The organism is Paraglaciecola hydrolytica (assembly GCF_001565895.1).
Taxonomy (GTDB): Bacteria; Pseudomonadota; Gammaproteobacteria; order Enterobacterales; family Alteromonadaceae; genus Paraglaciecola; species Paraglaciecola hydrolytica.
This window is the reverse complement of the sequence record NZ_LSNE01000005.1, coordinates 641,950-665,956: the sequence shown is the minus strand read 5'-3', so window position 1 is coordinate 665,956 and position 24,007 is coordinate 641,950. Positions and strand designations below refer to the sequence as shown.

The 24,007-nt window shown below is 41.9% G+C and carries 26 protein-coding genes; 11 read left to right on the top strand and 15 right to left on the bottom strand.

Annotated features, from left to right (window positions below):
• Positions 1-4: 4 nt before the first annotated feature.
• Positions 5-961 (bottom strand): calcium/sodium antiporter, encoded by a 957-nt coding sequence (locus tag AX660_RS10900; protein ID WP_068376375.1) that lies wholly within the window; start codon positions 959-961, stop codon positions 5-7.
• Positions 962-1,293: 332 nt separating this feature from the next.
• On the opposite strand from AX660_RS10900, the gene AX660_RS10895 reads away from it, so the two are divergent.
• From AX660_RS10895 to murA, 7 genes are read left to right on the top strand one after another with little or no spacing between them, the layout of a single operon-like run.
• Positions 1,294-2,094: an ATP-binding cassette domain-containing protein gene (locus AX660_RS10895; protein ID WP_068376372.1), complete on the top strand. Its 801-nt coding sequence runs from the start codon at positions 1,294-1,296 to the stop codon at positions 2,092-2,094.
• On the top strand, positions 2,091-2,870 hold the full coding sequence (gene mlaE / locus AX660_RS10890; protein ID WP_068376370.1) for a lipid asymmetry maintenance ABC transporter permease subunit MlaE: 780 nt from the start codon (positions 2,091-2,093) through the stop codon (positions 2,868-2,870). The genes AX660_RS10895 and mlaE overlap by 4 nt, the downstream gene beginning before the upstream one ends.
• Positions 2,871-2,878: 8 nt before the next feature.
• On the top strand, positions 2,879-3,343 hold the full coding sequence (gene mlaD / locus AX660_RS10885) for an outer membrane lipid asymmetry maintenance protein MlaD (protein WP_068376368.1): 465 nt from the start codon (positions 2,879-2,881) through the stop codon (positions 3,341-3,343).
• A gap of 24 nt (positions 3,344-3,367) precedes the next feature.
• Positions 3,368-4,009, top strand: coding sequence for an MlaC/ttg2D family ABC transporter substrate-binding protein (locus AX660_RS10880; protein ID WP_068376366.1), 642 nt, complete (start codon positions 3,368-3,370; stop codon positions 4,007-4,009).
• 3 nt (positions 4,010-4,012) lie between these two features.
• Positions 4,013-4,321 carry an STAS domain-containing protein gene (locus AX660_RS10875; RefSeq protein WP_068376364.1) on the top strand — a complete coding sequence of 103 codons (309 nt, stop codon included), beginning with the start codon at positions 4,013-4,015 and terminating at the stop codon, positions 4,319-4,321.
• Positions 4,322-4,348: 27 nt separating this feature from the next.
• Entirely contained in the window at positions 4,349-4,606 is a 258-nt protein-coding gene (locus AX660_RS10870) for a BolA family protein (RefSeq protein WP_068376362.1), read from the top strand.
• Between the two features lie 57 nt (positions 4,607-4,663).
• On the top strand, positions 4,664-5,926 hold the full coding sequence (gene murA / locus AX660_RS10865) for a UDP-N-acetylglucosamine 1-carboxyvinyltransferase (protein WP_068376360.1): 1,263 nt from the start codon (positions 4,664-4,666) through the stop codon (positions 5,924-5,926).
• Positions 5,927-5,960: 34 nt separating this feature from the next.
• On the opposite strand, the gene AX660_RS10860 is transcribed toward murA, so the two are convergent.
• From AX660_RS10860 to AX660_RS10850, 3 genes are all read right to left on the bottom strand, one after another.
• Complete coding sequence (locus AX660_RS10860) at positions 5,961-7,013, bottom strand: trypsin-like peptidase domain-containing protein (RefSeq protein WP_068376358.1); 1,053 nt, start codon at positions 7,011-7,013, stop codon at positions 5,961-5,963.
• Positions 7,014-7,110: 97 nt separating this feature from the next.
• Positions 7,111-8,475, bottom strand: coding sequence for a DegQ family serine endoprotease (locus AX660_RS10855; protein WP_068376356.1), 1,365 nt, complete (start codon positions 8,473-8,475; stop codon positions 7,111-7,113).
• Between the two features lie 65 nt (positions 8,476-8,540).
• A complete protein-coding gene (locus tag AX660_RS10850) occupies positions 8,541-8,981 on the bottom strand; it encodes a ZapG family protein (protein ID WP_068376354.1) in 441 nt (146 codons plus the stop codon).
• Positions 8,982-9,333: 352 nt separating this feature from the next.
• Here AX660_RS10850 and zapE point away from each other — a divergent pair, with 352 nt between their 5' ends.
• Both zapE and AX660_RS10840 read left to right on the top strand, forming a co-directional pair.
• Positions 9,334-10,431 (top strand): cell division protein ZapE, encoded by a 1,098-nt coding sequence (gene zapE, locus AX660_RS10845; protein WP_407669388.1) that lies wholly within the window; start codon positions 9,334-9,336, stop codon positions 10,429-10,431.
• Between the two features lie 100 nt (positions 10,432-10,531).
• Positions 10,532-11,266, top strand: coding sequence for a YebC/PmpR family DNA-binding transcriptional regulator (locus AX660_RS10840; protein WP_068376350.1), 735 nt, complete (start codon positions 10,532-10,534; stop codon positions 11,264-11,266).
• Positions 11,267-11,326: 60 nt separating this feature from the next.
• Here AX660_RS10840 and AX660_RS10835 read toward each other — a convergent pair whose 3' ends face one another.
• From AX660_RS10835 to AX660_RS10815, 5 genes are all read right to left on the bottom strand, one after another.
• Positions 11,327-12,343 (bottom strand): 5'-methylthioadenosine/S-adenosylhomocysteine nucleosidase family protein, encoded by a 1,017-nt coding sequence (locus tag AX660_RS10835; protein ID WP_201027434.1) that lies wholly within the window; start codon positions 12,341-12,343, stop codon positions 11,327-11,329.
• Between the two features lie 236 nt (positions 12,344-12,579).
• Complete coding sequence (folE, locus tag AX660_RS10830; protein WP_068376346.1) at positions 12,580-13,134, bottom strand: GTP cyclohydrolase I FolE; 555 nt, start codon at positions 13,132-13,134, stop codon at positions 12,580-12,582.
• A 146-nt stretch (positions 13,135-13,280) separates the two neighbouring features.
• On the bottom strand, positions 13,281-13,463 hold the full coding sequence (locus tag AX660_RS10825) for a hypothetical protein (protein WP_068376344.1): 183 nt from the start codon (positions 13,461-13,463) through the stop codon (positions 13,281-13,283).
• A 115-nt stretch (positions 13,464-13,578) separates the two neighbouring features.
• Positions 13,579-14,007 carry a CopD family protein gene (locus AX660_RS10820; protein WP_068376342.1) on the bottom strand — a complete coding sequence of 143 codons (429 nt, stop codon included), beginning with the start codon at positions 14,005-14,007 and terminating at the stop codon, positions 13,579-13,581.
• Between the two features lie 86 nt (positions 14,008-14,093).
• Complete coding sequence (locus AX660_RS10815; protein WP_068377112.1) at positions 14,094-15,770, bottom strand: chloride channel protein; 1,677 nt, start codon at positions 15,768-15,770, stop codon at positions 14,094-14,096.
• Between the two features lie 226 nt (positions 15,771-15,996).
• Here AX660_RS10815 and AX660_RS10810 point away from each other — a divergent pair, with 226 nt between their 5' ends.
• Both AX660_RS10810 and erpA read left to right on the top strand, forming a co-directional pair.
• A complete protein-coding gene (locus AX660_RS10810) occupies positions 15,997-16,719 on the top strand; it encodes a DUF6776 family protein (protein WP_068376340.1) in 723 nt (240 codons plus the stop codon).
• A 63-nt stretch (positions 16,720-16,782) separates the two neighbouring features.
• On the top strand, positions 16,783-17,127 hold the full coding sequence (gene erpA / locus AX660_RS10805) for an iron-sulfur cluster insertion protein ErpA (RefSeq protein WP_068376338.1): 345 nt from the start codon (positions 16,783-16,785) through the stop codon (positions 17,125-17,127).
• A 78-nt stretch (positions 17,128-17,205) separates the two neighbouring features.
• On the opposite strand, the gene AX660_RS10800 is transcribed toward erpA, so the two are convergent.
• From AX660_RS10800 to AX660_RS10775, 6 genes are all read right to left on the bottom strand, one after another.
• Positions 17,206-18,036: a DUF1338 domain-containing protein gene (locus AX660_RS10800; protein WP_068376336.1), complete on the bottom strand. Its 831-nt coding sequence runs from the start codon at positions 18,034-18,036 to the stop codon at positions 17,206-17,208.
• A 23-nt stretch (positions 18,037-18,059) separates the two neighbouring features.
• Complete coding sequence (gene astD / locus AX660_RS10795) at positions 18,060-19,532, bottom strand: succinylglutamate-semialdehyde dehydrogenase (RefSeq protein WP_068376334.1); 1,473 nt, start codon at positions 19,530-19,532, stop codon at positions 18,060-18,062.
• A 2-nt stretch (positions 19,533-19,534) separates the two neighbouring features.
• Positions 19,535-20,569, bottom strand: coding sequence for an arginine N-succinyltransferase (gene astA, locus AX660_RS10790; RefSeq protein ID WP_068376333.1), 1,035 nt, complete (start codon positions 20,567-20,569; stop codon positions 19,535-19,537).
• A gap of 23 nt (positions 20,570-20,592) precedes the next feature.
• Positions 20,593-21,798 carry an aspartate aminotransferase family protein gene (locus tag AX660_RS10785; protein ID WP_068376331.1) on the bottom strand — a complete coding sequence of 402 codons (1,206 nt, stop codon included), beginning with the start codon at positions 21,796-21,798 and terminating at the stop codon, positions 20,593-20,595.
• A gap of 326 nt (positions 21,799-22,124) precedes the next feature.
• Positions 22,125-23,294: an HDOD domain-containing protein gene (locus AX660_RS10780; RefSeq protein WP_068376329.1), complete on the bottom strand. Its 1,170-nt coding sequence runs from the start codon at positions 23,292-23,294 to the stop codon at positions 22,125-22,127.
• A gap of 81 nt (positions 23,295-23,375) precedes the next feature.
• Positions 23,376-23,978 carry an anthranilate synthase component II gene (locus AX660_RS10775; protein ID WP_068376327.1) on the bottom strand — a complete coding sequence of 201 codons (603 nt, stop codon included), beginning with the start codon at positions 23,976-23,978 and terminating at the stop codon, positions 23,376-23,378.
• Positions 23,979-24,007: the final 29 nt, after the last annotated feature.

Genomic DNA, 24,007 nt, shown 5'->3' with positions numbered 1-24,007 from the left:
GGGTTTAGCCAAAAAGTAAAAATTGATAGGCGATAAAACAGGCGATCAACAGCAAGCCTTCGATACGATTAATGCGTCTGACCCCACGAAAGTTGAAACTGAGTAAGATGAGTAAAAAATTGAGGGCTAACATAACATACACATCGCGTTGAGCCGCGTTGGCATCAATTAGTCCCGGAGCAATTAAACCGGGCATGGCCATAACCGCCAGTATGTTAAATATGTTAGATCCAATAATATTACCTAGTGCCATGTCATCTTCATTTTTTAATACACCAGCAATACTGGCGGCTAATTCAGGCAAGCTGGTACCTATGGCTATGATAGTTAAACCAATAATCAGATCACTTATCCCTAAGGCTTGGGCAATAATCACCGCCGAATCCACCATGTAACTTGCGCTTAAGGGCAGTAAAATGAGTCCTGTAATCAGCCATGTTACGGCCTTAATAGTGGGTACATTGCTGGGGACCTCACTCTCAGTTTCGGCAATCAGTGGATCGTTTTTATCGAGGTTAAATGACATCCAGATAAGCGCAGCTATCACCATAAAAAACAAGATAATCAAGATACTGCCTTCAAATCTGCTTAAGACTAAGTCAGATAACATATAGGTGGCGAGTAAGGATAAAACTAACAAAACCGGCATTTCTCGTTTTAACGTAGAAGATGCGATAGTTAAAGGTTTAAGCAAAGCCGTTAAACCCAAGACTAAGGCAATATTAGTAATATTTGAACCAATCGCATTACCAATTGCCGTATCCACGTTGCCATTAAAAGAAGCGGTAGCGGACACCAAAATCTCAGGTGCAGATGAGCCCATAGCGACTATAGTTAAACCAATTATCATGGGCGATATGCCCATATTTTTAGCTAACGCTGCGGCACCGTAGACAAAACGGTCGGCAGAAAAGCTGAGCACGGCCAGCCAGACTAAAAAAATGCAAACTTCTAGAACCACAAAAACTCACTTACTATTTGGATTGTTACAGATTGTCGCAAAAACCCGAGTTAATTCCTATGCGATGAGTATATTAATTAAAGTGTAAAATTTGAATTCAATTCAGTCATGCCTAATTGTATTCAATTGTAATAAATAGAAAAATATAAGTTTATGTTAATTAAAGGTTTTTTATTTCTATTTGGGATGCTGTATTCATTTCTAAAAAATCGAATATAACTTGTTACTTTTTCTCTTTGTTATTCAGTCTTGAAAAAACGTAAAATAGACGCAATTTAGCGGGTCTTGGTATATAGCCAATCCTCATTATCAATAGGGAACAAAACAATTAAATGGAAAATTTGATTGAGATCGATAATCTGAGCTTTAGTCGAAGCGGTCGTTTGATCTACGACAATATTTCCTTACGTATTCAAAAAGGTAAAACTACTGCCATTATGGGGCCAAGTGGCATAGGTAAAACCACCATGTTGCGTTTAATGGGTGGCCAGTTAAAACCTGATAGTGGAGATATTAAATTTAAGGGCGAGTCCATCCCTAATATGCGTCGTAAACGTTTGTTTGAAGTACGTCGCCAAATGAGCATGTTGTTTCAAAGCGGCGCGTTATTTACCGATATGTCGGTGTTTGACAACATTGCCTTCCCTTTGCGCGAGCATACCAACTTAACTGAAGACTTGATCAATACCGTGGTGCAGTTGAAATTACAGGCAGTAGGTTTACGTGGTGCTGCTCATCTTATGCCTAGTGAGTTGTCTGGGGGTATGGCGCGGCGCGCGGCTTTGGCTAGAGCCATCGCCTTAGATCCAGAGTTGATCATGTATGATGAGCCTTTTGCTGGGCAAGATCCTATTTCAATGGGCGTGTTGGTGAAACTCATTAAAGCCTTAAATGATGCCTTAAAATTAACCAGCGTGGTGGTGACTCATGATGTCACAGAGGTGCTGACCATAGCCGACTACATTTATATACTGGCTGAGAAAAAAATCATTGGTAGTGGCACTCCGGCGGAAATCAAAAATAGTGATTCACCCTTGGTGCAACAATTTTTGCAAGGTTTAGCTGATGGCCCTGTGCCTTTTCATTATCCTGCAGGGGATATAAGACAAGCTTTTTTAGGTAGTAGCCTATGAATTGGTTAGCAAGTATAGGTGCCTTAACTATTGCCAAAATGGGCTCATTTGGGCGCGCCACCTTGATGTTGTTGGGAGCGATAATTGCCAAGCCGCAGTTTATCAAAAATACCCCACTGACCATTATGCAAATCTATGTGGTAGGTGTTCAGTCTCTGTTAATCATAGTGGTGTCAGGTTTGTTCATTGGCATGGTAATGGCCTTACAAGGCTATACGATTTTAGTAAGTTACGGAGCTGAAGGCAGTCTTGGGCCTATGGTGGCTTTATCTCTACTAAGAGAGTTAGGCCCAGTAGTCACCGCTTTGTTATTTGCTGGCCGCGCAGGTTCAGCTTTAACAGCCGAAATAGGTTTGATGAAAACCACTGAACAATTAAGCAGCTTAGAAATGATGGCGGTTGATCCATTGCGCCGCATAATTGCGCCACGTTTTTGGGCAGGCATGATCTCCATGCCAATGTTGACCTTGATTTTCAGTGCCGTTGGTATCTTGGGTGGACATGTGGTTGGTGTGGACTGGTTGGGTGTAGATTCAGGTAGTTATTGGTCAATCATGCAAGCCACAGTTGATTGGGACAAAGATGTTATGAATGGCGTGATTAAAAGTGCCGTATTTGGTTTTGTGATTGTTTGGATCGCGACATATAAAGGTTACGACTCTATTCCAACATCGGAAGGGATAAGTAAAGCCACGACACAAACCGTGGTGTATTCATCGCTGGCCGTTTTAGGTTTGGATTTTGTGCTAACTGCACTTATGTTTGGAATTGAGTAGGAGGAAAGATGAATTCTAGGAAAGCAGAAATTTTAGTAGGTGGTTTTGTGGTGCTGGCTTTTGCTGCGGGCATGATGCTGGCACTTAAAGTGGCTAATCAGAGCATGGCTGGACAAACTGAAACTTATACCTTAAATGCCAAATTTGACAATATTGGTGGATTAAAGGTGCGTTCTGCGGTCAAAGTCGGTGGAGTGACTATCGGTCGTGTAGACAGTATTACCTTAAGCTCAAGAGATTTTACCCCAGTGGTCAAGATGAGTATTTCAAAAGAATACAATCAGTTCCCTGAAACCAGTTCGGTATCGATTTTAACTTCAGGTTTACTAGGCGAGCAGTATGTTGGGTTTCAACCTGGTTTTGAAATTGAAGGTATAGAAAATTTAGCTGAAGGTGATTTTATTGAAGACACGAAGTCAGCTTTGGTATTAGAAGATTTAATTGGTCAGTTTTTGTTTAGTAAAGGCCAGTAAGCCCGTTTAAGATGAGGACATAAAGTGAAAAAAAGAATATTACAGGCGATATTTATAGGTTTTGCGGTGCTGGCAAATGGTGTGTCACAAGCGCAAGAAGTGAATCCCTATGATTTGTTAGAGCAAGTAGCGACTAAAACGTTTACTCGTATCAAAGCAGAGCACACTAAAATTGAAGCTAATCCGGAATTATTACGTACCGTAATGGAAGAAGAACTGCTGCCTTATGTAGATTACAACTTTGCTGCACTTAAAGTATTGGGCAAACATTTTAGAACAGTACCCAAAGAAAAGATCCCTGAGTTTATTAAGGTATTCCGTTCGTATTTAATCACCACTTATGCTTTGGCACTGTCTTATTACAATGGTCAAGAAGTGGTATTTCAACCCAGCAAAGATGTTGAGGATGAAAACACGGTAACCGTACGTGCGGTAGTCAAAGAACCTGGACGTCCTGATATCAACATTGCGTTTAAATTACGTAAAAGTAACAAAACCGATGAATGGAAAGCTTACGACATGGTGGCAGAAGGCATCAGTCTGTTATCCAGCAAACAAAGTGAATTTGAAAGCATCTTACGCCAGGATGGTATTCAGGCGGTGATTGATGCGATGAACAATACCATCAATAGGCCGATCAATTTGCAGCAAGATAACAAGGGATAATGTGTGCAAAACTTTAGTGTTTCATCACCCCGCGTCGGAACTTTTTTATTAAGTGGTCAGCTTCATCGCTCTAATGTGAGAAGTTGCTGGCCTACTAGTCTGAGTGATATCAAACAGGCTGTTAGTCAACAGCCCGTAGTACTTGACTTAAAGAGTATTTCACACGTCGATACCGCCGGTTTGGCTTGGCTGATTAATTTGTTACGAGACTGCAAAACGCAGGATATTGCGTTTACTCTGGCTAATGTGCCACAAACCTTAATTAATCTGGCAAAAATAAGCGACGTTGAGGGATTTTTACCGTTACAATAAAGGCTGTTTTTGGATGTGAGAGTTAGTATGGAAAACCAGCAAATCCAGTCCATGTTAAAAGAGACACTTGGACTAAGTGAAGTATTTGTGAGCGGAGATGGTTCACATTTTCAGATTATTGCCGTCAGCGATCAATTTGCTGAAATGAGTCGAGTTAAAAAACAACAATTTGTTTATGCCCCTTTAAGTGCTCTAATCGCTGAAGGTGGTATGCATGCGGTTTCAATAAAGACTTTCACAGATTCTCAATGGAAACGTGAAAAACTGTTTAATATGCCTCAGTAAATAATGCTCTTTTCTTTTAGCCACAGCGGTATCTCCCGGTCAACCTAGAGTCAGTATATGGATAAATTAATTATTGAAACCAGCCCACCTTTGAGTGGTAGTGTGACTATTTCAGGCGCTAAAAATGCCGCCTTACCTATTTTAATGGCCAGTATCTTGGCGGACTCGACTTGTTATTTTGATAATGTGCCGGTGTTAAGGGATATCCGTACCAGTCTGGCACTATTAAGTGAATTAGGCGCTAAAGCTGAGCGAACTGATGGCCAGTCTGTGGTCATTGATCCTGCCAGTATTAATAATTTTACGGCATCTTATGATTTGGTAAAAACCATGCGTGCGTCGATCTTGGTGCTTGGTCCGTTGTTGGCTAAATTCGGGCAGGCTAACGTATCGCTACCCGGTGGATGCGCTATCGGTGCCCGTCCTGTTAACTTACATTTGACTGGTTTAGAGCAAATGGGCGCGACTATTGATGTAGATGCAGGGTTTATCCGTGCTTCAGTTAATGGGCGTTTACAAGGCGCACATATCGTCATGGACATCGTCAGTGTTGGTGCTACCGAAAATTTGATGATGGCGGCGAGTTTGGCAGAAGGTGAGACCATCATAGAAAATGCCGCGCGCGAACCTGAAATTGTAGACTTAGCAAATTGTTTAAATGCTATGGGTGCAAAAGTCATGTATGCGGGTACAGATCGTATTGTGATCCAAGGTGTTGAATCTCTGCAAGGTTGTCGTTACGCAGTATTACCCGATAGGATTGAAACGGGCACTTTTTTGGTGGCTGCAGCTATGACGGGGGGCCATGTACGTTGTGAAAAAGCGGCGCCCAATACCCTAGATGCGGTACTGGATAAATTAACCAAAGCAGGGGCGGTGATCACCAGCGGTGAAGACTGGATTGAACTCGACATGCGTGGCAGAACCCTGAAAAGTGTTAATATCAAAACCTCTCCTCATCCGGGTTTCCCGACTGACATGCAAGCTCAGTTTGTCGCCTTGAACTGCGTGGCTGAGGGCGTAGGTGTAATCACCGAGAATATATTTGAAAATCGTTTTATGCACGTACCTGAGTTACAACGCATGGGCGCAAAAATAACCTTAGAAGCGAATAGTGCTGTGTGCGAAGGCAGTTCTAAACTGAAGGGGGCGCAAGTTATGGCAACAGATTTGCGTGCTTCAGCGAGTTTAGTGATTGCAGGATTAGTTGCGCAAGGGCAAACCGTAGTAGATCGTATTTATCATTTAGACCGGGGTTATGAGCATATTGAAGCTAAACTCAATGGTTTAGGGGCAAATATCAAGCGTGTAAACTATTAATAAATTGTTTTTGAGGTAGTAAATAATTACTACCTCATAACTCTGCAACTACCACAACAATATTGAGCAACTGATTATTTCGGTTTATTTGCAGCTCTACTGTTTTACCGGGCAAGGTATTAGTAATTACTTCTAGGGTCTTTCTTAAATCATTGGCCGCGACATTGTCAATAGCCACCACAACATCACCTACTAGCAACCCAGCAAGCTCCGCTGGTTCATCAGGTGTCACTGCAGTTACCAGAATGCCGTCACCCACAGGATTTTCTTGGCCACCAAAACCTAGGGCACCGCGGGTCACTTTGCCAGTAGCGATAATTTCGTCCATGACTTTTTTAGCCAATCCATAAGGAATGGCAAAATAAACACCTTCAACTTCTATTACTCTGCGACGATTATCAAAGGTTTTATAGTTAGCATTATTAATACCGACTAAGTAACCGTTACTATCGACTAATGCTCCACCTGAATTACCTTCATTTAATACCGCATCGGTTTGAATATAATCAAAATAGGTTGCAAACAAACTTTGGCTAAAACGACTAACGATACCTTGAGTGATGGTTTGACCTAAGTCATATGGGTTGCCTACCGCTAATACTACATCCCCCACACGAGTATCCATATCATTTTGCTGAGGGATGGCATGCAGATTGTCCGCATTAATGCTTAATACGGCCAAATCGGTAATAGGATCTTTACCTATTATTTGTGCTTCGAAGCGACGGCCATCCTGCAAGCCTATTAGGATGCTATTGGCGTTTTCAACTACATGTTGACACGTTAGGATATAACCCGATTCGGTCATAATGACACCAGATCCAATACTGATACGTTCGACTGGTTGGCGTCTATTAAAACTCGCGGTATTGTCAATGCTTTGGCTGTAGATGTTAACTACAGCAGGGCCGGCAGCGTTAACAGCGTGATTGAAGCTGAGTTTTTCTTGAGTAACTTGTTGCTGACTTAACATAGCAAAGGAGATTTTACTGCCTTTACGAAGTTCAGGCACCAACGTCAATATCACGGCTGCGACCACAACACCGATTAATATCGATTTAATAAAAAAAGACAAGGATTTAAACACAGAAAATTATTTATTTTTTTAACGAGATGCCTGCAAGAATAGCACTGAAATCAGTGAGTTGATAGCAATCAAGCGATTACTATCAACTCTATTCTATTTATCTTATGACCAAATATAACGATGAATTTCCGCGTTTTACACTCAAAGCAATGACACCCTTGGCTTCATCCAAGCTATTGCGCAGTGCGATGACATTATCGATTTTCTGACGATTGACGCCAATAATCACGTCACCATCTTGCAAGCCAATCATGGCAGCGGGCGAGCGGGCGACCAGATCTGAAATAACCACGCCAGTATCACCTTGTTTAGTCGCACCATTGCTTAATGTGGCACCTTCTAGGGCAGGGTGTATTTCTTTGGCTGCCACCACCGCCTGTGTTGCATCACCTAATACCACGTCTACTTTAAGGCGTTTACCTTTACGTAGTAGTCCCAGTTTGATCTTACTACCGGCCCCTTTACTGGCAATTTTGGCGCGTAATTCTTGAAAACTGACTACCGCAATACCATTGATGTCAGTAATAATATCACCGGCCTGTATACCACCTTTTTCCGCAGCAGAATCGGCAGATACTTCGCTGACAAAAGCACCTTTGCTGACATCCAGATTCATAGCCTCGGCTAAACCAGAGTCTACATCTTGACCTAGTATGCCAAGCAAGCCACGGCGCACTTCACCAAACTCAATAATTTGATCAACTAGGCTTTTCATCATATTAGATGGAATGGCAAAACCTATACCTACGTTACCGCCATTGGGACCAAATATAGCGGTATTGATACCAACCAGTTCGCCACGCAAACTGACTAAGGCTCCACCTGAGTTACCACGGTTAATGGCCGCATCGGTTTGAATAAAGTTTTCGTAGCCTCCAATGTTTAAACCTGAGCGACCCAAAGCACTAACAATCCCCGAGGTTACTGTTTGGCTTAGACCAAAGGGATTACCTATGGCGACGACAAAGTCTCCAACACGTAATTTATCTGAATCGGCTAAGGGCAATGCCACTAGTTTATCTGGGTCAATTTTCAGTAGTGCAATGTCACTTTGAGCATCAGCACCGAGTTTTTTGGCTTTTACTTCACGGCCATCGGTTAAGGTTACGGTAATTTCGCTTGCGTTATCTACCACATGGTTATTGGTAACCACATAACCTTTTTCGGCATCGATAATCACCCCAGAACCAAGACCTTTAAAGGGGCGTTCTTGTACTTGTTCATCTGGCCCGCCAAAAAAATGTTTGAACATTTCAGGTACTCGCTGACGTGATACTTGAGTACCCTCCACTGAGATAGTGACGATAGCGGGTGTGGCTTTTTCCAGCATGGGCGCTAAGCTGGGCACTTCATTTTTATCATCGGAAAAAAAGGGCAATGCCGCATTGGCTGACATTGGTACAGTAACAACAGACGTCATGATTAAGCACATAGCAAACAGACGATTAACTACTTTATTCATCGAGATTATCTCCAATTGAGCCTAAATTAAATTCACTACAATGACTGTGTACTTGAGAAGAAAGTTCACTGTTTCGCATTTTTGATTTTTTTGTCTTCTGCACCTGAAAACAAACCTGAACTTTGTGATGCAAAATCCAATGGTTGAAACTCAGTAGTGGCTTTTTCTTTGGTTTGAGGTGCGACGTTAGAGCGTAAATAACTAGTGGCATGTTCGCCAAAATAATTTAAAGAATCGGCGTTTTCATTGGCATTCATGCTGGTAGTGAGCTGTTCATACGCTGCAATTTGTTGATTTAGTGCATCGGTTTGTTGAGCCAAATTTTGCACAAGTTGTTTGCTCGCTTGAATGTGATCTGCAGCCTGTTGCGTCATGATTTCTTTAAAGGTTTGTTCTTTCTTAGCATCTTTTGAGGCTAATAAACTTCTCTCATTGACAAACTTTGCAACAAAATAGCCTATTATTCCACCCACTATTAACAACAAAATACCGATCAACCAATCCATCTTAACTCCTTAATTATTCGTGCACATCGTTTAACACCTAATGAATCCCTCGCTAATATTATTGGTTATTAATACTAGCGAATTCCAATCATTGCAGCGCAAAACACAATCATTATTGATATTATACGCGCTGGTAATTTAATGCGGTCATTTTATTTGTATTCAAGTATATATATACCCCTTCGCATTGGAATTGCATGGCGGTGGTAAATAAATGAAACCCCATGAGCTTCGTTTATTAAGTGTAACGCGGGTGCCAAATGAGGCGTACAGCCAACCAACGTGGAGTTTCAAGGGTGAAGGGTATATACACAACTTATGTTGAAAGGAAGTTAGTTGCTCTATGTTAAATGTGAGCCCTTGGCAAAAATATCAAGATGATCTGTTGGAAGAGGGGTTTCATTATGATGCCGCTCAAGAAAATGCAGTTAAAGAGTTACAACGTTTATATGAGGAACTCACTCAGCCAGAAAAAAAGCTCACTTGGCGAGTTAAATTGCAAACGACTTTTGGCAAAGGTTTGCAACAACCCTCTATTCAAGGTTTGTATTTTTGGGGCGGAGTAGGCCGCGGTAAAACCTATTTGGTGGATACCTTTTATGAGTGTTTACCTTTTGGCCGTAAATTACGTATCCATTTTCACCGTTTTATGCATCGTGTGCACCATGAGCTTAAAGGTTTGTCGGGGCAGCCTGATCCCCTTAAAATCATTGCAAAAAAATTGGCTACTGAAACTCGAGTTATTTGTTTTGACGAGTTTTTTGTATCGGACATTACCGATGCGATGATATTAGGCACTTTGATGCAAGAGCTCTTTAGCCATGGCATAGTGTTAGTGGCTACCTCTAATATTATTCCTGATGAGCTGTATCGTAATGGTTTGCAACGCGCGCGTTTTTTGCCAGCTATCGAGTTAATAAATCAAAATACTCGCGTGGTGAACGTCGACAGCGGTATTGATTATCGCTTGCGTACTTTGCAACAAGCGGAGATTTATCATTCTCCAGCCGATGCTGATGCGATGGAAGACTTGCATTTGTATTTTAGGCAGTTGGCACCCGAGCAAGGTGTTGAAAGGCAAAGTATTGAAATTGAAGGGCGTTTGATCCCCACTTTACAATATGCCGATGGGGTGGTGATGTTTGAGTTTAGAGCTATATGTGATGGCCCACGTGGTCAAGTTGATTATATTGAAATTAGTCGTTGTTATCATACTGTGTTGATCGCCAATGTAGAGCAAATGGGGCAATCTATGGATGATGTGGCTCGGCGTTTTATTGCTATGGTGGATGAGTTTTATGAGCGTAATGTAAAACTCATTATGTCTGCCCATGTTGCTCTGGAGTCACTCTATACCCAAGGTAGTTTAAATTTCGAATTTAAACGTTGTTTAAGTCGTTTAAAAGAAATGCAGTCTCACGACTATTTGGCGACCCAGCATATTCCGTAAATAAACCATAAGTATGCAATTATTGCTTTTGTACTATGGCTTGAAAGTCGGTAAAATCCGCGGCACTTAAATCTAAGATATGATTAAAAGAGATTATTAGATGGGAAGAAAATTCGAAGTTCGTAAAATGGCCATGGCCAAAACTCAGGGCGCAAAAACCAAAGTCTATTCTAAGTACGGTAAAGAAATTTACATGTGTGCTAAAAATGGTGGTGCGGACCCTCAAGCTAATTTAGCTTTACGTCGTTTAATGGACAGGGCCAAAAAAGATCAGGTACCTAGCCACGTTATTGAAAAGGCTATAGACAAAGCTACAGCCGGCGCCGGTGAAGATTATGTGCCAGCCCGTTACGAGGGTTTTGGTCCTGGTGGTTGTATGGTAATCGTTGACTGTTTGACTGATAACAATAACCGCACTATCACTGATGTGCGCAATTGTTTCACCAAAACCCATTCGAAATTAGGTGTCGCAGGTACAGTCGGGCACATGTTTGATCATCAAGCTATCTTTGTGTTTAAAGGTGATGATGAAGACGCCGTATTAGAAGTACTGATGGAAGCCGATGTTGACGTAACTGAAGTAGAATGCGAAGACGGTATGATCACCGTGTATGCCCCTCATACTGAATACAACAAGACCAGAACGGCATTAATGGACAATAATCCGGCACTTGAGTTTGAAGCTGAAGAAATTAGTTTTGTGCCGCAGACCGAAACCATCGTCAGCGGTGAAGACGTGGCGGTATTTGATAAGTTTATGGATATGCTCAATGACTGTGATGATGTACAAGATATTTATCACAATGCCACAGTAGAGCGCGACGACGCAGAATAATAAGTAATAATGTTAAAAAAAACCGAGCCTTAGCTCGGTTTTTTTATGAATGGGCGCTACTTATATTTTGGAAGGGTAGGCCAATACTATTTCGTCTAACAAGCCCAGTAGTAACTTTGTGCCTGTGCCCGAGGCGATACCATCAAATACATTTTCAACGTTTTTGCCTTCTTGACCACCGGCTAAGTCACTGACAGAGCGGATAATGATCCAGTCCACATCATTGACAAAACACACTTGGCCGACCGCCGCTGATTCCATTTCAGCTACTTGTGCATCAAACACCCTTTGTAACCATTGACGATATTGCGCGTTGTCTAAAAACACCGAACCGGTCACACCATTACCACCAACTTTGATGTTAATAGGATGGCCAGAAGGCATCTTGATAGGCTTAATGTTTTTGATGGCTTGTTTAGTAAGCTCGACAAGCTTAGGCGTGGCAGTAAAATAGGGCATCTGACGTGGGCTATCCCAGCCTTGTTTAATCACGGCCATCTCTTCTGGGTGAATAAAGCCATAGTTTTCGTAAGCGGGTGAGTGGGGATCTTGTTTGCGGCGAGTTTGATAATCCGCCAACGCATTTTCATAATAATCAGGCAGGATAAACTCACCTGTTCTTTTTGGTTCGGGATTTACATACACTGACTCATCATGAAAGTACCAACGCTCTGGGACTGCAATATCGCCAGGGTTAAACTCAGGATTAATCGCACCAGCTATGCCCATCATCACAACTCGTTCGATGGGGAAATAATCCAGGGCCATCTGCATGGTCATGGCGGCATTTGGCACACTAATACCCGTAGTAAAAATAACCACAGGCTCGCCTTTATAATGACCAACTTGGTATTTCACACCTTTGATGGTCAATGTTTTTTCTATTTTGGCATCAGATAACTGTGAAAACGCATGATCAATGGCATTAATTTCAGGCTCATAAGCCGCCACAATGGCCGTCCATTTGTTAGCCGTGGTAAATTCTTTTGGGCCATATTGGCTATAGTTTTCAGCTTTAAGTTGCAAACTTGTGACTGTCATTAACACTAACAGGATTTTTATTATCGTTTTGTTCATTGATTTCAACTTATTAATATATGTACCTGCTCCGTTTTAGCGCAGGAAAATGAGATTAAGTGATGTTTTGCTTGATTATGGTGAGCTTGAATTCAACATCAAGAGGCAAACTACACATCCTAGCTGAGTATGACAAAACCATGCCAATTGTTGGATTGAGCGTCAATTTTTATTGAGGAGCCACAACCAGAGTTTGTGGCCGAATAGGTTGTGGCTGTGTAGTGAGTAGCTTGGTGTTATTTACCAATCAAACGTAAAAACTCGTCACGAGTGGCTTGTGAACGACGAAACGAACCTAACATGACCGAGGTGATCATGGAGGAGTTTTGTTTTTGCACACCGCGCATCATCATGCACATGTGTTTGCCTTCCATTACCACACCTACCCCTAAAGCGCCGGTGACTTGTTGCACGGCATCGGCAATTTGTTTGGTTAAACCTTCTTGGATCTGTAAACGACGGGCATACATATCAACAATACGAGCAAATTTGGATAAACCTAGTACTCGACCTTGTGGGATATAGGCAATATGGCAGCGACCAATAAAAGGCAGGATATGGTGTTCACACAGTGAATAAAATTCGATGTCCTGTACTATGACCATTTCGTCACTATCGGCCTCAAAAATAGCGCCATTGACGACGGTATCTAAATCGGTTGCGTAACCATCAGTTAAAAACTGCATGGCTTTGGCTGCTCTATTTGGGGTATCAAGTAAGCCATTTCGGCTAACATCCTCACCTAAAATAGTTAAAATCTCGGAATAGTGTGCGGCTAATTTATCTGACATGAAAAAACTCTTAACTAATAGAAAGCAAGTTGCTTTGCTGCTAAATCTGGCTGGGTGGGATCATAGCATGTTATGGCAATATCGATAACTGCTTAAACTAAATAGCCAAGGGTTAGGGGGAGATGCTCGTAAATGAAACTAATACACTAGCGACATTTTGCTTTTTTCTGCAAAGCTTGGCGCATAACACAAAGGTATTCTTCTAAGGCGCGTTTAGCAGATTCATATTTAGCGGTGTAATCTGCCGAGCTTGGATGTTTAATCAGTAAATCAAAGGCACGATCTGTTTCGTGGATTAAACTTCTTAAATTTTGTTGGGTGACATCCATATCGAATCTCAACAGCGGTCATTAGTTAAGCTAACGTTAGCATAGCTTTTAATTAACACAACATTAACATTGTTCTGGCTTAGTTAGTTTCTGCATATAAGCAGCATATTTTTTATCACCACATTTTTACCACCGCCAAACAAACAATAGCCAATAAAACTAGCACAGGAGCTTCGTTTAGAATGCGGTAAAAGCGGCTTGAGTGTTGGTTAATATCACGGGCAAATTGTTTAACTAAGTGATACAAATAAAAGTGATAAATGTAGATGGCAGCAACCAATATCAGCTTAACATGCAGCCAGTGTGCAGCTTTAAACCAGCTCATGCCATAGCCATGTATCAGCCACAAACCAAACAATAAGGTTAAAAACGCAAAGGGTGTGACAAACCACCACAAACGTCTTTCCATTATTTTAAACTGATCCTTAACCGCCTGATTATCACTTTGAGCATGGTAAACAAACAAACGAGGCAGATAAAAAATACCGGCCATCCAGGCCACCATAAAAAACATGTGTAAGGCTTTTATCCACAATAATGACATTTTTGTTTGTTACTCCGTGTTAGTTAATATTGTACCTGATGTAGTTATTCGTTTGTTTGATACGATTAATGACGGGCTTGATGTAATTAATAGCTCGCTTGATGTAAATAATTCCGTAATTTATGCCAGGTAATGACCCCGACAACATCCTGTTTAGTTTCACCAAATACATAAACAGCGCCATCTCGTTTGGCCTGTAACAATTCATAAACTTCGGCAAGGGTGGCTTGTGAACTAACACCACCTATTTTGCTATAAATCAGTGGTTCAGAATCCTGACCAAGGCTGACATCAAATTGTACCAGTGAATATTGTACATCAGTCTCAGAGTCAGAGCGTTGCAGCACCGGATGGGTGGGGGCATCTTGTAAACATGCCAAGATTTTTTGTTGTTCGTTTGCACTAAATAAAGTGAAGTTGTTGTCCATAACCGCTAATACGCCGGTTTTTTGTAGGGACTCAAGCACTGGCGAAATGGAGTAAGACAATTTTTGAAAATCCAACTGACGAATAAAAATGGAGCTGTTGCCTAAATACTGAGTTGAGGTTACGTAAGCTGGCACAATCACCAAAATAGCCGGCAAAATTAATTCAGGACTAAAAGACAATTCCATGACCGCAGATAGCGCGGCTAACGGCGCATGTACCACGGCAGCCATCAGTCCAGCCATGCCCAATAATGAAAAACTGCCAGTCAACTCAGAACTATCTGCCATAAATAAACCCAGTGGCGTGGCAAGCAAGGCACCACTTAACATGCCTATCACAAAAACAGGTCCCATAATCCCGCCAGGTACACCTAATCCAATAGCGATAATGGTGAGGATCAATTTGGCAATTAAAATGGCCACTAATAAACTGTTATTTTGTGCGGATATTAACGCATCGGCAGAATTAAAATGAGCACCCATGGCTTCGGGTAAATAGAATCCCACGACACCGGTAATTGCCCCTGCCATTAATAAACGTTTCATCATATTAAAACGTTTGAAACCCCGCATAACATGCATGAGTGAGTTGTTAAAAAAGGAGGCGAGGCCACCTAAGGCAATGCCACATAAGATCAAGTACAAATAGATCCAATGGCTAAACTCGTTAAACTGAATAAAAGATAATTCGTGAGTACTGCCAAACACTAAGCGAGTCATCACACTGCCACAAGCAGCAGCCAGCATAATGGGAATAAAAATGTGCACTCGATATTCACGCAGCACGACTTCCATCACAAATATAACGGCAGCAAAAGGGGTGTTAAAGGATGCAGAGATACCAGCTGCTATGCCGCAACCAGATAAAATCCTGATACTGTTGTAGGGAAGTTTTAACCACTGGCCAAAAAAGCTACTGCCGGCCGCACCTAAATGTACTGAAGGGCCTTCGCGGCCCACTGAAAATCCCGCGGCCAAAGCTATAGTGCCCCCAAAAAATTGATTTACCGTGGTCATTGCCGGTATTTGACCAAAATAATACTTAACCCGATGAATAACAAAGGGAATGCCCATACGGTAATGTTTAAAGCCAGTAATATAGGCAATGACAATAATGGCACTGGCAGCAATGACTGGTAGCATCAAACGTTGGGTCGCGGATAAGGCCGAAAAGGCATCCAACTCAGGTAGGTACTGCAGTTGTAGCCATTCGATAGCTAAACGAAATAATATAATAATGGTTGCTGCACTGATGCCACCGACCACACCCAACAAACACAGTTGTATAGAGGTGCGCGGGTAAGCCAATTCTTTTCTGAATGCTGCAAGCGTTATCATGCTGTCACCACTGTAATCTAACCTATGGCCTTAATTTACCACAAGTTATTGTAACTATTGGAGTTATGCTAATTTATATCGTTTGCAAAAGAAAAGAAAAAACCGCCTTGGTTTAAAATGGATTTAAATGTACATAAGCTGACTTTTGTTGTCAGTTAATGTGGCACTAAGTGATAGACTCCTTTTTCAGCGCACATTAAGCATAATCAAATGACGAGCAGCGATGTTGAGATTAAAACAATTAAAACAGAAATGGGGGGCTTTCAGTGTGTATGCCTTTCTCATTGTGGGCTTAACACTTACGTTAATGTTGGGGTTTTGGTTAGGTAACCAGTATTTTTCTTACCAACAAAAAGCCCTGCTAACCCTTGAGCATACAGTGCAAAATTTGCAGCTAGAAAATAATGAATTAAGTAAAAAACTCAACATTTTACGGGTTGAGTTGGATGTCGCGGCTCTTTCACAGCAAAAAACCTTTGCGGAAATCAAACTCAGTATTGAGCGAGAAAAAGCCTTACAAAAAGACATCGCGTTTTATCAGCAGGTCATGGCTCCAGAATTGACCCAACAAGGTTTTGTAATTGATGCGTTTAACGTCGAAAAAACGTTAAGTGATCGAGTTTATCGATTTGAGCTGGTGATGATGCAGCGCGAAAAGATTAAAAATACCTTAAAAGGTAGCATGGATATTACCCTAGTAGGCAGTGAAGCGGGCAAGTCTAAACAATATGCTTTAAAAAATTTGCTGGTGGATCCTGAGCAAGTACTGGCATTTGGTTTTAAGTATTTTCAGATATTAGATGGTCAGATTAAGTTACCAGAAGGGTTCCAACCTGAACGTATTTTAGTACAGTCGGAGATCTTCCAGTTCAATCGCAAAAAAGGTGAACTGCACTCTGTTTTCGATTGGACACTGGTCAACACTCTTAGCACTTCTAGCGAATAGTTGACCATATTACTCAAGTACTAGATAATGTAGCCATGAGTTTATTAATATTAGAGGCAAGTTATGTCGGTGCAAACCGCTTATCCTATTGAATTTTCCGACTCTGCTGCCAAAAAAGTCAAAGCTTTGGTATTAGAAGAAGAAAATCCCAATTTAAAATTACGAGTTTATGTGACCGGTGGTGGCTGTTCTGGTTTTCAGTACGGTTTTACTTTTGACGAAAAGGTCAATGAAGGTGATACCACTATTGATAATGACGAAGTCACCTTAGTGGTTGACCCAATGAGTTTACAATACTTGGTCGGTGGACGGGTTGATTATACCGAAGGCTTGGAAGGTTCTAGGTTTTTAGTTAATAACCCAAATGCAACTACCACTTGTGGTTGTGGATCATCCTTTACCGTATAAATGTCGCAAATTAGTAGTGCATAAAAAACCCGCTAAGATTGGCGGGTTTTTTTATGGGCCTTCAGTTAAAACGCTGTTTTACATCGTAATACTTGCATTGGTACTTTCAAAAATTTTATCAGCAGATGCTGCTACAAAACCTTGATAGAGATTGCCATCATCCATGGCGTAACGCTGGGCAAATTCATAAAAACAGCTAGGTACTGATTTTTGGGTATCACTTAATTGTACAGTGATTTTATCTGCCATAGTGGAAGACTGAGCCAATAATACTTCAGGGCCGCCTTTGATCTCACCACCACTTTGATTTAAGACAAAGCCCGCTTGCGTCAGCGCGTTGTTTAAATCGGCTAACTCAGTGAAATGTGACAGGTGGTTAACACTGACAGTAAAGTGGTTAGCGCGAAATCCCCAAACCGCCATCCAAGCCGCGTATTCAGATTCTGCGACTAAAGTGGCGTAATCCTGCTCTGATACTTGCCAGTGGGCACCAGAATACAAAAAGTTATCCTGCTTTGCTGCGTCATCAGCTACCGATGAAATCATTTTTAATATAATGCTTTGTACCTCAGCAGGCATCTCTTCAACTAATAGCTCGCTGATAAACACTTTTGGCAACCTGTCGTCTGGATGTTCAAAATGTTTGGCAACCAATTTTTTTTGTTCAAAGATATAGTCGCCTTTATCGCTATAACCTAAAGCCAGAAAATGTGCTGCGAGCTTTTGCAGATTGATCTTGGCAATATTAAAGGTACGCAGGGCAATGTGATCATTGATGATCTGAGCCTTGGCCTTGTCATGCTTAGCTTCATAAGTATCCAGCAAGGCATGAATTTTTTGCGCCGAAGGGGTAATAGCAACGTAGTCCTGCCATAGATTATCGAAGAGCGTATTAACGTTAGTATGCATGTCTTGGTATTCTCACTAATAAGTTAAATAGATAAGCCAGGGCTTAAGCTTGCTGGCAACTCAACTTTGTCTAATTCCACTGAAGCGACGGGGTAGGCGCAATAATCCGCTGCGTAAAAAGCACTTGCACGGTGATTGCCACTTTCGCCAATACCACCAAAAGGGGCTGCACCACTGGCTCCTGTAATGGGGCGGTTCCAGTTAACAATACCGGCTCTGATACGCTTATAAAAGTGTTGGTAATCAGCTGGTGAATCGGCCAGCAAACCGGCTGATAAACCAAAACTGGTATTGTTCGCTTCGTCAATGGCTTGATCAAAGTCACTATAGCGAATGACTTTGAGTAAGGGGCCAAAATGCTCTTCATCTGGCATGTCACTGAGGATACTAGTGACATCAATAATGCCAGGAGTCACAAAACCAGATTCAGGATCAAGATGTTTAAGCTCTACTAAAGATGTTGCCCCCAAGGCTAATAGTTGTTGTTGGGCTTTATGCATAGAGGCTGCTGCTTGAGGTGAAATCATCGCGCCCATAAAGGGTTGTACTTCTGCATCATACAGTCCAACTGTTAAAGTCTGAGTGACTTCAACTAGCTTGTTTAAGATGGCATCGCCCTGGGCATTATTAGCAATAAACAAACGTCTGGCACAGGTACAGCGCTGCCCAGAGGTAATAAAGGCTGATTGAATAATGTCGTGCACGGCGGCTTTAACATCAGTCACATCTTTAACAATTAGGGGATTATTACCGCCCATTTCCAAGGCTAAAATTTTGCCGGGATGCCCCGCAAATTGTTCATGCAAAATTTTACCGGTGCGTGAACTGCCAGTAAAAAACAGTCCATCCAGTCCAGGATGTGCAGCCAAGGCTTTACCCGTCTCTACTTCGCCCTGTACTAAGTTTAACACCCCAGTAGGCAGCCCTGCTTGTTCCCATAATTCCACGGTTTTTTGTGCCACTAAAGGTGTCAGATCACTTGGTTTAAATACAACAGTATTGCCGGCTAATAGTGCAGGTACGATGTGACCATTAGGTAAGTGACCCGGAAAATTATAAGGACCAAAGACGGCGACTACACCGTGAGGTTTATGCCGAATAAAGGCTTTGCCAAGTGGCATAGGATTTTCAGTCACACCGGTACGTTGTTGATAAGCTTTTTCTGAAAGGCCAATTTTGCCAATCATCGATGCGACTTCAGTCGCGGTTTCCCACAAAGGTTTACCGGTTTCTTGGGCAATAGTCAGCGCCAGTTTTTCTTTGTTGGTCGCCAGTAATTCACCGAATTTTTTGACAATAGCCAAACGTTGTTCAAACGTTAGCTCGCTCCAATTTACAAAGGCTTGACGTGCAGCTTGAACGGCTAAAGCAACTTGCTCTTTGCTAGCACTCATGGCTTGCCAAATAATTTGTTTTTTAGCCGGATCGTTAGATTGAATTGCATGGCCTTGGCCAGCGAGCCACTGGCCATTAATGAAGTGAGTAAAATGGTTCATATTTATGTCCTGAAAGTAGTGGGGGCGAAGCGAATGTCCTGACCTTCGGTCAAGGTCAGTGCGTCAGCGGCAGCCTGACTGATATAGGCGATATCTTGATCGTCATCAATATTCAGTCTGGTACACACACCTCTGAATTCTTCGATTTTGGTATTGATCGCAAAATACTCGCGTCCCTGTACGGCAAGGCGATCATTAATTTGGATGGCCATTTTGCAACTCATCTGGGCAGTGCGGATGTGTTTTAAATTGGCTTCAACTGTGGGTCCACCATCAAAAATGTCTACATAACCGCGGCAGATAAAACCTTCTTGTTCCAACAATTGTAAGGCTGGTTTGGTCTTTTCATGTACTTTACCAATGACTGCTTGTGCTTGTTTACTCAGCAAGCTGACATAGATCGGATATTTAGGCATCAACTCGGCAATAAACTGCTTTTGACCAATGCCAGTCAGATAGTCTGCGGTGGGAAAGTCCATGGAGAAAAAGTGTTCTTCGAGCCACTGCCAAAAAGGGGATTTACCTTTGTCGTCACTGATCCCACGCATTTCCGCGATGACTGTGTCTGAAAAGCGCTGTGCATGTTCCATCATAAACAGAAAACGAAACTTGGATAACAATCTGCCATTGTTGCCTTCGCGGGCACTTTGGCGCAAAAACAAAGTGCAAATTTCAGATACACCAGTGTAATCATTACACAGGGTAAGAATATCTACAGTATTGTAGATATTCAGTTCTCGCGAAGCGTGTACAACCTTGCTTAAATGATAGTGATAAAATGCATCGTCTAAACCAACAGTCGAGGCAATGCCACTAGTGCCCACTACTTCACCACTATCGGTTTCTTCCATCACAAACAGGTAACTTTCGTCACAAGGCTCGTTGATGTCTTTGGCAAACGAAAGTACAGACTGGTTAATTTTATGGGTCAACAAGTCTTCATTAACCGGCAAAGAGGTAAACCCTATGCCGGACTCGTTAGCAATATCAAGCAAGGCCGCGTAATCGCTGGTTTGAATAGGTCTGATGACTTTCATGCTTATTACTCTATCGCTTATTATTAGCCATTAACTACTTTGGCTACGGCACGTTCAAAGCGGCTTAAACCGGCCTTAATATCTTCGTCTGGAATAATTAACGAAGGGGCAAAGCGCACCACATTGGCACCAGCAATTAAACACATAAGATGCTCGTCAGCCGCCGCCACTAAAAATTCTCTTGAACGACCGGCAAATTTTTCAGTTAAGGCACAGCCAAGTAATAAACCTTGTCCACGAACTTCACTGAAACATTGGTATTTTTGATTGATGGCTTCTAAACCTTGGCGGAACAATTGTTCTTTATGTTTTACCCCATCAAGTACTGTTGGGGTATTGACGATGTCAAGGACCCTCTCTGCAACGGCGCAGGCTAAGGGATTACCACCATAGGTACTGCCATGAGTGCCCACTTTTAAATGCTCAGCAATTTTAGTTGTAGTTAACATAGCGCCAATCGGGAAACCACCACCTAATGCTTTAGCTGTGGTTAGTATATCGGGTTCGATTCCTAGTCCCATATAAGCATAGAGTTCACCGGTGCGGCCTACGCCTGATTGCACTTCATCAAAAATCAACAAGGCATTGTATTTATCACAGAGTGCACGTACACCTTTTGCAAACTCGTCGGTAGGGCGAATAATCCCACCTTCTCCTTGCAGGGGTTCCATCATCACGGCGCAGGTATTGTCTGACATCAGGGCTTCAAGCGCGGCTAGATCGTTATAATCTACGTGGTCTACGCCACCAGGTTTTGGACCAAAACCATCTGAATAAGCGGCTTGACCACCCACGGTGACAGTGAAAAAGGTACGGCCATGGAATCCTTGGTTAAAGGCAATAATTTGATTTTTGCTTTCACCATAAACATCTAAAGCATAACGACGAGCTAATTTTAAGGCCGCTTCGTTGGCTTCTGCACCAGAGTTAGCAAAATAAACACGTTGGGCAAATGTCGCATCAGTGAGTTTTTTAGCTAAACGTAGGGCTGGCTCGTTGGTTAATACATTACTTAAGTGCCAGAGTTTTTCTCCCTGCTCTTTTAATGCCGCAACCAGTTCTGGATGACAGTGGCCCAAGACATTAACCGCGATACCACCGGCAAAATCGATGTACTCGGTACCAGTTTGATCCCAAACTCGAGAACCTTGTCCTTTAACCGGGATCATGGCTGCTGGATTGTAATTAGGAACCATAACTTCATTAAATAAATCGCGGGTAACTTTCATAGGACCACCTTAATATTTGCTGCCAATCGGCTAAAAAAAGTGCTGTAGTATTACAGGAAAAAACCGCCTTGTCTGCATGCGTAAATAGACTAAATCCTTATTTTTAAAGGCTTTCATGTAAACTTGCAGGAATAGTGAATAACTATTTAGTCACTTGCATAATTTGTGGCAGTGCATTGTAAGGCCAGACCAGATGCATCATGAGAGTGCGGCTATATAGCGACTTTTTTAAGAGCCTGAATGATTATGCTGAAAAAAAATTGGTGTTTATGGCATGTGGGCTAAAGACAAAGATGAAAATCCTGCCTTTAGCCAAGGATTGGCGATTAATTGTTAGGGGTGTTTGCAATAAACTGTAGATTTAAAGTACGTATGTCAGTGGTTTTTAAAAGCGTTAAAGCACCGTTAGGGAGGCGCAAAGTTCTGACATAATCTTTGGCTTCTTGCATATTAACTAAGCCATATTGTTTAAGTAAACGATAGCGGCTATATCCACGTGCTTGTTTTAATAACAAAGCTAAAGGTGATATTTCTGTTTCATTGCTTACCACTTCATTCATGGCATTAGCAATAAACACCCGTTTCATGTCCATTTTGCTAATTAATTCTGCACTCATAGGCAAAGCAAACTTATCGAGCAGTTGATTTAAAAAGTCACCTGCTGGCACTAAGCGTGAAAGCGCAGCATGTAATTCATGTTGCTGCTCATTTTGCGCCTCAATCAAGGCTTCGCGCTGTATCACATCAAATAGGCGAAAATACAATCTCACTACCACTATGGTGCCCAATAAACTTAACATGCCGAGGCTAAATGCAAAGTTTTCATCGATCTTGTGCAGGCTGGCAAGTTTACGACTGACAATACTGGTGGCCAGCGCTTCATCCCAAATACGGTTTTTTATTTGCGGGTAAGGGTCAGTAATTTGCGGTAACCAACGCCTAAAAGCTAAAGATAATACCACTGGATTAAGGTTTTCGATGCCAAAACGATTTAAAGCAGCCCGCAGACTATCCACATGAATTATTTTGCCGTTACTATCAGTACGACGATATTTAGGCTGATTAACTAACTTGAGTAAATCTTGATAAAACCATGGAAGTTCCATCGCCAGTGTTTCAATCCGTGAGGTTGTGGCGGCTTTAACATTGAGCAAATCGAGTAATTGTGGAATGGTATCTTCTATACCTACAACTTTGCGATAAACATTTTCAATGTCTTTTAATTCTTCAGTCAATCTTTCTTCAACTTTAATATTTATCTTCGCAAGGTTTTCATTAAGATAATTTATGTTGTGTTTTTGATTGAGATCTTTTTCACGAATGGCTTGTTTTTCAACCCGCAATAAACTGCGTGAGGTAAGACTTTGTTCCAAGTCAACACCACTTAAAATGGGTTTGTCAGGGTTTTGCAAGTTGGCCTGAGCCGCTCTGACGTCTAAAAAGAAGGCATCGTAACGTTGCGTGAAAATGTCTTGAATATTGGAAATTTGAGTCATTATATTTTTATTAGGGTAAACACAAGAGAGGTGCATATTTAAGTGGGAATATTACATAGTTCCACACTTAGCGCTAGGAAATTAGCCTTCACCAGCGGGTTTAGGCGCAAAATGGTTAATAAAATTAGCGAGTATTTGGTGCCCAAATTCAGTTAACAATGACTCTGGGTGAAATTGTACTCCTGCGAGAGCTAAAAATTTGTGTTCAATGGCCATTATTTCGTGGTTTGCTTCGCCCTCGTTACACCAAGCACTGATAGTAAAATCAGCACTTATACTGCTAGGCTCCAACAATAATGAATGGTAACGAGTGGCGGTAAAAGGTGAGGGCACATCGCTAAATAAACGACTGTTACTGTGTTCAATTAAAGATGTTTTACCGTGTTTAATGTTGAGTGCTCTGACGACCTTTGCACCAAATACTTGCCCAATAGCCTGATGCCCTAAGCACACCCCCAAGAGCGGAATTTTGCCGGCAAATTGTTCTATAGCGGCTAAGCTTATTCCGGCTTGATCTGGGGTGCATGGTCCGGGAGAAATGACTAAATAGTCAGGATTGAGCTTGGCAATATCATGACAATCGAGCTGATCATTGCGCACCACTTTTACCTGTTGACCAAGCTCAACAAAATAACGGGCTAAATTATGGGTAAATGAATCGTAGTTATCGATTAATAACAACATTGGTGCTTAACCTGAAAAACAAAGCTTTT

Coding starts and splice junctions, on each gene's coding strand:
- erpA (WP_068376338.1), top strand. CDS start 16,783: ATGTCGGTGCAAACCGCTTATCCTATTGAATTTTCCGACTCTGCTGCC.
- folE (WP_068376346.1), bottom strand. CDS start 13,134: ATGTCAGATAAATTAGCCGCACACTATTCCGAGATTTTAACTATTTTA.
- AX660_RS10810 (WP_068376340.1), top strand. CDS start 15,997: ATGTTGAGATTAAAACAATTAAAACAGAAATGGGGGGCTTTCAGTGTG.
- AX660_RS10820 (WP_068376342.1), bottom strand. CDS start 14,007: ATGTCATTATTGTGGATAAAAGCCTTACACATGTTTTTTATGGTGGCC.
- AX660_RS10895 (WP_068376372.1), top strand. CDS start 1,294: ATGGAAAATTTGATTGAGATCGATAATCTGAGCTTTAGTCGAAGCGGT.
- AX660_RS10855 (WP_068376356.1), bottom strand. CDS start 8,475: ATGAATAAAGTAGTTAATCGTCTGTTTGCTATGTGCTTAATCATGACG.
- AX660_RS10850 (WP_068376354.1), bottom strand. CDS start 8,981: ATGGATTGGTTGATCGGTATTTTGTTGTTAATAGTGGGTGGAATAATA.
- AX660_RS10835 (WP_201027434.1), bottom strand. CDS start 12,343: ATGAACAAAACGATAATAAAAATCCTGTTAGTGTTAATGACAGTCACA.
- AX660_RS10800 (WP_068376336.1), bottom strand. CDS start 18,036: ATGCATACTAACGTTAATACGCTCTTCGATAATCTATGGCAGGACTAC.
- astA (WP_068376333.1), bottom strand. CDS start 20,569: ATGAAAGTCATCAGACCTATTCAAACCAGCGATTACGCGGCCTTGCTT.
- mlaE (WP_068376370.1), top strand. CDS start 2,091: ATGAATTGGTTAGCAAGTATAGGTGCCTTAACTATTGCCAAAATGGGC.
- murA (WP_068376360.1), top strand. CDS start 4,664: ATGGATAAATTAATTATTGAAACCAGCCCACCTTTGAGTGGTAGTGTG.
- AX660_RS10780 (WP_068376329.1), bottom strand. CDS start 23,294: ATGACTCAAATTTCCAATATTCAAGACATTTTCACGCAACGTTACGAT.
- AX660_RS10775 (WP_068376327.1), bottom strand. CDS start 23,978: ATGTTGTTATTAATCGATAACTACGATTCATTTACCCATAATTTAGCC.
- AX660_RS10870 (WP_068376362.1), top strand. CDS start 4,349: ATGGAAAACCAGCAAATCCAGTCCATGTTAAAAGAGACACTTGGACTA.
- AX660_RS10840 (WP_068376350.1), top strand. CDS start 10,532: ATGGGAAGAAAATTCGAAGTTCGTAAAATGGCCATGGCCAAAACTCAG.
- mlaD (WP_068376368.1), top strand. CDS start 2,879: ATGAATTCTAGGAAAGCAGAAATTTTAGTAGGTGGTTTTGTGGTGCTG.
- AX660_RS10825 (WP_068376344.1), bottom strand. CDS start 13,463: ATGGATGTCACCCAACAAAATTTAAGAAGTTTAATCCACGAAACAGAT.
- astD (WP_068376334.1), bottom strand. CDS start 19,532: ATGAACCATTTTACTCACTTCATTAATGGCCAGTGGCTCGCTGGCCAA.
- AX660_RS10785 (WP_068376331.1), bottom strand. CDS start 21,798: ATGAAAGTTACCCGCGATTTATTTAATGAAGTTATGGTTCCTAATTAC.